Origin of the sequence: Cellulomonas sp., assembly GCF_017744555.1 — a bacterium.
GTDB lineage: Bacteria > Actinomycetota > Actinomycetes > Actinomycetales > Cellulomonadaceae > Cellulomonas.
The window spans coordinates 1-7,273 of record NZ_JAGIBD010000062.1; the positions used below are offsets into that span (position 1 = coordinate 1).

Sequence of the window (7,273 nt, forward strand, 5' to 3'; positions counted from 1 at the left end):
CGCGAACGTGGACAGCGGGCTCGTCACGACGTCCTGGAACGGCTGCTCCGGGGAGTCGTCGTACTCCTCGCGCGACGTGCCGGGCGGGCCGACCCACGCCTCGGGGAGCTCCTGGTCGTAGCCGATCTCCCGGCCGGACGTGCTGTCGCCCATGCCGTCGCTGCACGCCGCGAGCGTGGCGGCGAGCGTCACGGCTGCTGCCACGGCGACGACGCGGGTCCGGTAGCGGCTGCGGGGTCGACGTCCGGAGCCGCACTCCTCGCTCTGATGGAGCCGTGCTGACAACCGACCACGCATGTGTCCCCCTGTGCTCGTCGAGGACTGAAGCCTCGCGGGTCACGGACGTCGTCCACCAGCACGGGGCGGTCACACGACCGTCCCGGTCGGGTAACGGGCGTGTGTGCGCGTCCGGGGTCACCAGCCCGCTGAGCAGGCCGAACGGGTGAGCGCGCCGCGCTCCGGCCACGCGTGGTCACCCGCCCGGAGGACGCGACGACGTCTCCTCGAGGCGCGGACGTCGTGACCGGAACGTCACCGACCGCGAGTCTCCGCCTCGTGCGCGACAGAATCTCGGTCCACCGGATCCGCTCGTCCACGGGCCACGACCGGTCGACCTGCGGGATCCTGAGAGCGGGAAGGGATGGTTCGACTCCATGACTGAGAACGTGCCGTGGCCGGTGCTGGTCGGAGAGATGCTGATCCGCCGCATCCGTCTCAACGAGTTCGCACCCCGCATGTACCCGCCGTCCATCCCCGGCGAGCGGGCCACCGACGAGCAGATCGAGACAGCGCAACGACGCCTCGGGCACCCCCTGGACGACCTGCACCGGGCGGTGCTGCTGGAAGGTGACGGCTGGGAGAACGGCTTCGGCTACGGCGACCTGCTCTCGACCGACCAGCTCGGGCACGGGCACCGCTGGCAGCAGGCCATGACGCACCTGGACGACCTGTACGAGAACCTCGACCCCACCCAGCTGCCCCCGCGCGACGGGCTCTACCCGGTGCACGTCGGTGACGAGGAGATCGTGGTCGTCGACCTCGCGGGCCCCGTGACCGACGGCGGGCACCCCGTCCACTGGCTCGGTCACGACGAGCTCATCCAGAGCTGGCCGAGCCTCTACGAGTACTGGCTCTCGGCCCTCACCTATCTCCAGAAGGACGTCGACTGGGCGCTGGAGCAGGCTCGAACAGGGGCGAACTGACGTCAGCCGAGATCCCGCACGTCAGACCCAGACGAACACGACCGCTGCCTCGGTACGGGAGTACGCGGCAGCATGGGTCATCCTCATTCTCGACACGTCATGCAGAGTGCGCAATCGAGCTGAGCTCGACGTTCAGATGACGGACATTCTCGGGAGCGGCGGCAACTGATGAGCACCAAGGTGCGTTATGCGGAGTACTGGGACACCTCCGTCCCGGCGTCCGAGGTCGTGTGGATCACGGAGGACGAAGCACGCCGCCGGTACGAGTCCGGCGAGGCGTTCTCCGCGATCGGCTCGTCGGTCGCACGACAGGAATCGCCCCTGCAGCGGTGGACGTTCACCGTCGGCGCGAGCGGCAACGTCCGGGTTGCGTTCTTCGATCGCCATGGCACGCACCGACGGACGATCGACTACCGCGCCGTCGACGGGATGCTCTGGCGCCATGCGACGATCGACACTCGCGCGACCTGGCGCGAGCGAGGCAAGGAAGCTGTTCGATCGGAGCCCTTGCGCACGCCGCCTTGGCGGATGCTCGCGACGAACTGCCCCGCGGCGCGTCGGCCCGCCCCGGTAACGTCAGCCTGCGATCGCGTACCAGTGGATCCGGTCCTAGATGGGGGCGCGCAGTGGCTTCACGTCACAACCATGGAAAGTCGAGGCGCCGTCCGTCAGAGAGGACGCCGGCCGACGCTGCAAGGGCACCCCGTGAGTCCCCGGAGCCTGAAGCACGTGCGGAACTGTGGGCGACGCTCCGGCAGGGGTCAAGGAACGTCGCCGGCGTGAGCTGGCAACTTGCCGTCTCTGTTCACGTGCTGATCATGGCCCGGGTCGGGGAGCTGCCATTTGCGCGAGTCACACCCGAGGGCTTTGAGGACCTTGACTGCCATGGCTTCGCGGGCGACGACACGTTCATTCAGGTCAAGGAAGTGGGCGCCGGCGCTGGCGAACTCACGACGGCGCGAACGCGCGACGCCATCCTCCACGCACTGGACACCGGCGCGAAGGCGATCGCCATCGTGACCGACGGACAGCTCAGCGGCGGCCTGCCGTTCACCGGCTGGGCCGAGACGCTCGCGGATCATCGAGACAGTTGCGGCGCTCTTGTCGAAGCGCTCGTCCGACACGGACTCGCGCCCGACGATGCGGTGGCCGCGTTGGCGCGCGTCAAGCTCATCTCGCTGCCCTGGAACCTCCGCGAACAGAGCGAGGCGCTGCTCTGCAAGCGACTTGAAGTTAATCCCGCCGTCGCCTCCTTCGCCACGAGCGCGCTCTACGACATGTTTGGCCGGGCTGCGGCAGATCAACGGCACCTCGACCTGGGCCAGGCCCGAACACTCCATGTCGGCGATATCGACTCGACGCTGCACGACGTACAGTCGGCTGTCGATGTGAAGGGTCTCGATGCGGCCGTGATGGCCGGCGTGTGTCGCCCCGCGGACTTCTCGCGATTTGGCGGGACCTCCGCCGAGCAGTTCTACCTAGGGCTGGATGGCGCTCCCGCCCACGTCGCGCAGGGCCTGGACGTCATCCGAGCCAGCGAGATGGGCCAGATCAACGAGGCGGCTCAGTCCGAGGGATACGCGGTCATCGTCGGGCCGTCCGGCTCGGGCAAGTCAGTCCTCTTGTGGCGGGCCGCCCGCGACGTGATCCTCGGCGCTCGGGTGCTGCGCGTCGCCCGCGTCGCCTCCGAGGCCGACGTCCACCTCCTGGTGCGCCATGTCGAACTACTCCGTCCCACGCTTGCGTCTCCGGTCGTCGTGGCTGCAGACAACCTCGGCCGCCCAGGGATGAACGCCTGGACCGACGCCGTCGAGGTGCTGCGCGAGGTCGCCCACGTCTTCGTCCTCGGCGCAGCCCGCGAGGAGGACTTCAGCCCCTATCTGCTACGCGGGAGCGCACGTGTGGTGAAACCGGCGCTCGATTCGGCAACCGCCAGCTTGATTGCCGAGCGGGTCCGGAGCGCCGGGCTAACGATCAAGATGGCCGCGTCAGAGGCCCATTCGCGCAGCCGGGGGCTCCTCATGGAGTTCCTCTCTCTCCTACGCGAAGGCAGGCACCTCGAGCAGGTTCTGGCGTCACAGGCCGCCGACCTCGCGGGGCCGGAACGTGCACTGGAGCGAGCGGCGGCGCGTCTCGTCCTCGCCGCACATGCTGCAGGCCTGTCTCTGAGCTCGGCGATGGTCGCCAGCGCGCTGGCAAGCAGGACTGACGACCCGAGCAGAGTCGGCGACGCCCTGGCGGTGCTGAAGGACGAGCATGTCCTCCGCGACAACGGAGGCACGTGGACGGGCCTCCACGAGCTGCGATCGCAGACGCTCACCGACCTACTTCACGACTCCCCACCGCCAACGCTCGCCGACACGATGCGCTCGGTGGCGCGGCTCCTGCCTCCTGATGAAGCCGGGTGGTTGCTCCGGCGCGCGGCCGAGCGGTACCCCGACACCCTCCTCGCAGTGGCCGAGGCGGTTGCGGACCAGGTCACAGCAGCGAGCACCTCCGGGCCACAGGTGGCCGAGCTACTTGAGGGAGCCGAGCGCGCGGACAACGCCGCTTACGCGGCCGCCTGCTTGCCAGTCATGCGGCGTCTTCTGCCAAGGGATACCTCACCGGCGCTCTTCGCTCCGATGCTGTACTCCATACGGAATCAGGGCGCGACTCTCGGCCAAATCGGCTCGGACCAGTGGGACCGCAGTTTCGAACGACTGACCGCCGTCGCCCAGCAACTCCCACCGCGAGCCTCGACCGTGCTCGATGCGGTGGCGAGACGCCTCACCACCGACGATGCGGTCAGGCTCGCCACCGAGGGAACCTTGGTGGAGGGCCTTCGGCTACTCGAGGCCCTCGCTGGCACCATCAAGTTCGGCCCAACCGACGCAGCCACCATCTTCAGCGCGTTCGCGGTGCCGACCACCTCCGAGCAGGCCGCCGCCTGGGCGCGACTGATCGACGCCCTAGCGGGCTTCGTTCCGCCGGGCGACCTCGTCAGGGTGTTCGGGACGCTTGCGGATCGCGCAACCGTGATTGCGCGCTGCGAGCCGTCGGCCGTGTCGCTGACGTTCGAGGGCGACGGCGGACCCTCTCTGACCGTGATGCGCAGTCCAGACGAGCAAGGTCAGCGCGCGGACATGGCCTGGGACAGCGCACGCGCCACCGGTGGCGACCGGCTGAATGACTTCGTCGTCGACCTCGCGCGGCAGCTGCTCGACGGGTGCCCAGAAGCCGCTCGCGCGCAGGTCGTCACCATCAGCCCATCCGGTGCGCGCTACACACTCGGCGACCACGAGCCGGGCTTCAAGCACATGCCGCGGAGCGCGTTCCCTGACCGCGCCGGTGTCCGCCGCAACGTTGGTTTCCAGGGCGCCCTCCGCCTGCAGCTGGCCGCACCCTCATGGACCGAACTCCTGACCGAGCAGGCGCGGATTGGTCGGGAACTTGTCGAGCTTGCGGCGGACGCACCGTACCGACTGCGACCCAATGACCAGCCATCGGCAAGGGTTGCTTGGACGTCCCGCCTTCAGCGCGTAGCTCAGCGTGCGGGCGAACTCGCCCCCCGGCCGGCGGAGAGGTCCGAAGTTCGCCCTCTGTCACACGCCCAGGAAGACGCCGCACGGCGCGAAGATGACCCGGTGTCGCGTGCACTCAGCACGGCAGCCCAAGCACTGAACACCTTCGCGTCGAACGACAACCGCGCGGCGACTTCGATGGCCCTCCGGGATGCTGCGAGCCGCATCGAAGAGGCCCTCTCAACGTCACCGCGAGTCTTCGGACTCGACCAGCCGCTACCCGAGAGCCTCGGCGCCGCGTTACGACGCCTGGCCCGCGCGGCCCTCAGCGCGAACCTGAGCCCTGATGCTTGGCGGGGAGTCCGGTTCGGGGACGGCGAGCGAGTAGAACAGACCATCGCTGCGGCCGCTCAGGAGTGCCACGAGAAGGAGCGCGACCTGTTGTCTCAGGTGGCGGCGTCCGTCCCGAGCGGGCAGCTGTACCTCGTGCCCGACCCCCGGCCGTTCCCTGGAAACATCGACGAGACTGGTTGGCTTCTGACAGCCGAGGCGGATGACTGGGACGCTGCAGTTCTGGCGCTTGCGGGACTCGATAGCGCGATACGCGACGCCCTCGCCTGCAACGTCTGGCTCCTGGCGATCGACGAGGGCATCGCCGTATCGAAGGGTGTCTCGTTGACGCGGCATGGCCCTCAGCCTGTCCTGCCGCTGACGCGCGACTCACTCGAGAGCCTCGCAACGGCCGCGGGCCTGTCGGTGCCGTCTTCCTCCAACCCTGCCTCTGAGGCGCTCCAGGAACTCGCCGACCGGTTGGTCCGGGACTCGTGGGCAACCGCGCTGCACCGGCGTCGACCCGCCGAGTGGCCGACGATCATCAGCCCTCCGAACTCCGAGGCGCTCGCTGCAACCCGACGAGATGCGTCGGCCCTTGTGGATCGCCTTCCCGCAGAAGTAGCACCTACAGTCGATCGCGCACTCGGACTCCTCATCCAACAGGTGGAAAAGGAGGTTCTCGACGCGTCATCGCTGACCTTGGCCGGCGAGATCCTGGATGTCCTCGGCCGGGGACCAACAGATCAGGCCGTCGACGCCGGCATTTGGACGGCACTCGACCTGCTCTCGCAAGTGCAGGTCTTCAGCGACGGCGTCTCCAGCTCGGCCGCTTCCGCGCCTGCGTGACGGCCGGTCCGGCCCCGCGCGCGGCAAGCAGGCACGACGAACGCCACCGCGCGGCCTTCGCCCGGTTGTGGTCCGCTGCGCCCCAGCCACTCGGCCGCCCGGCGTCAGGCGTCTGGCTGCGAGCCCAAACACGCCCGGCGACCGCGTAGCCTCGTCCACGACGTGTGGCCCTCGCGGGTTGTCCCTAGCGTTTCCCTTGGGGATGTCCCGATGTATCCCCGCACGTCGCGGGCCTCTAGCTCAACTGGCAGAGCAGCGGACTTTTAATCCGCGGGTTGTGGGTTCGATCCCCACGGGGCCCACCTCTCCCGACCTGTGCTTTCATCCTCGGTGACACACCGTAGGGTCGCCACGTGCAGCACGTGCGTGAGCTCGCGCCGCGAGCGACGGGTCCCGACCTCGCAGCATGGCGACGTTCGAGAATCCGCGCGGCGCCCACTCGCACCTGAACCGCGACATCCACCTCGTCCGGATCCGCGAGCTCTGGGACGACTCCTCTGACGCGTTCTGAGGATGGGCGCCTCAGGGCGGAGGTCCGTGAGTGCACGACGAAGGTCGATGGTCGTGTCGGTCACCACGTCATGCCGAGGGAGGGTTGATGCACTGGATCAAGCCAGAGGTCGCCGGCGGGCTCGGCGAAGGGGCGGACTATGACGTCGCTCGTGAGCCCCAGCTCCTGGGTGACCTGTACTTCGAGTTTGCTGACTGGCTCGGCGACGACATCGTGTCGACGTCGGGATTCTGGCTCGTCACCGACAGGCTCGCCGACGCGCTCCAGTGCGCCGGGCTGACCGGCTGGAGGTGGGGCCCGTTCACGTGTCGATGTCGGAGGAACTCGTGCTGCGCAAGCGCGACCTCGAGTTGCCGCACTGGTACCGCCTGCTCCCCTCAGGCACTGAGGGCGACGACATCGTCCTGCTCCGCCGGGTGCACCTCTGCGTCAGCGAGCGCGCGCTTGCAGGTCCTCCGCGGCTTCTCGATCGACCACGCGCGCGTCCGCGACGTCTCCGAGATCCCGCAGCCGATCCTCTAGCGCACTTCCCGCCGTGCATCGCGCTCGCCGCCGCCACGGCCCGGGCGTCCCGAGTGCTGCCCTCTCGCGAGCTCCCGCGCGACGCCGTCAGTCGTGATGACGCTCCCTCCCACCGTGGAGGAGGGAGGGGGCGTCATCCACGCATCGCACGCTCAAGCCGGTCCCTCCCCACGGTCGACGCGCACGACGACCGCGTGGTCCAGCCTCCCCTGTCGCAGGACCGCGAGAGCCTCGGGGGTCACGTGCAGGAGCAGGTCGTCGTCGACCCACAGGTCGTCCGTGCCGCGCCGGCCCGTCACCTGCAGCCACCGGAATCGCGGCGGCCCCGGGGCATGGCGCTCGGCGTACTCCTCGCT

Annotated in this window: 3 protein-coding genes, 1 tRNA gene and 1 pseudogene; 3 read left to right on the forward strand and 2 right to left on the reverse strand. The window is 69.0% G+C overall.

Translation table 11 applies throughout. The features are described from left to right. A pseudogene (locus J7523_RS19685) lies at nt 1–204 on the reverse strand (hypothetical protein); the annotation flags it as partial. Nucleotides 205–653: 449 nt separating this feature from the next. Between J7523_RS19685 and J7523_RS19690 the strand changes: the two are divergent. From J7523_RS19690 to J7523_RS19700, 3 genes are all read left to right on the forward strand, one after another. Further along, nucleotides 654–1,202, forward strand: coding sequence for an SMI1/KNR4 family protein (locus J7523_RS19690; RefSeq protein WP_291890395.1), 549 nt, complete (start codon nt 654–656; stop codon nt 1,200–1,202). Nucleotides 1,203–1,981: 779 nt separating this feature from the next. After that, nucleotides 1,982–5,884 carry a hypothetical protein gene (locus J7523_RS19695; protein ID WP_291890396.1) on the forward strand — a complete coding sequence of 1,301 codons (3,903 nt, stop codon included), beginning with the start codon at nt 1,982–1,984 and terminating at the stop codon, nt 5,882–5,884. 229 nt (nt 5,885–6,113) lie between these two features. Continuing rightward, a tRNA-Lys gene (locus tag J7523_RS19700) sits at nt 6,114–6,186 on the forward strand. Nucleotides 6,187–7,069: 883 nt separating this feature from the next. Here the strand turns inward: J7523_RS19700 and J7523_RS19705 are convergent. After that, on the reverse strand, nt 7,070–7,273 hold a 204-nt coding region (locus J7523_RS19705; protein WP_291890398.1), incomplete at its 5' end, for a hypothetical protein.

Coding starts and splice junctions, on each gene's coding strand:
- J7523_RS19690 (WP_291890395.1), top strand. CDS start 654: ATGACTGAGAACGTGCCGTGGCCGGTGCTGGTCGGAGAGATGCTGATC.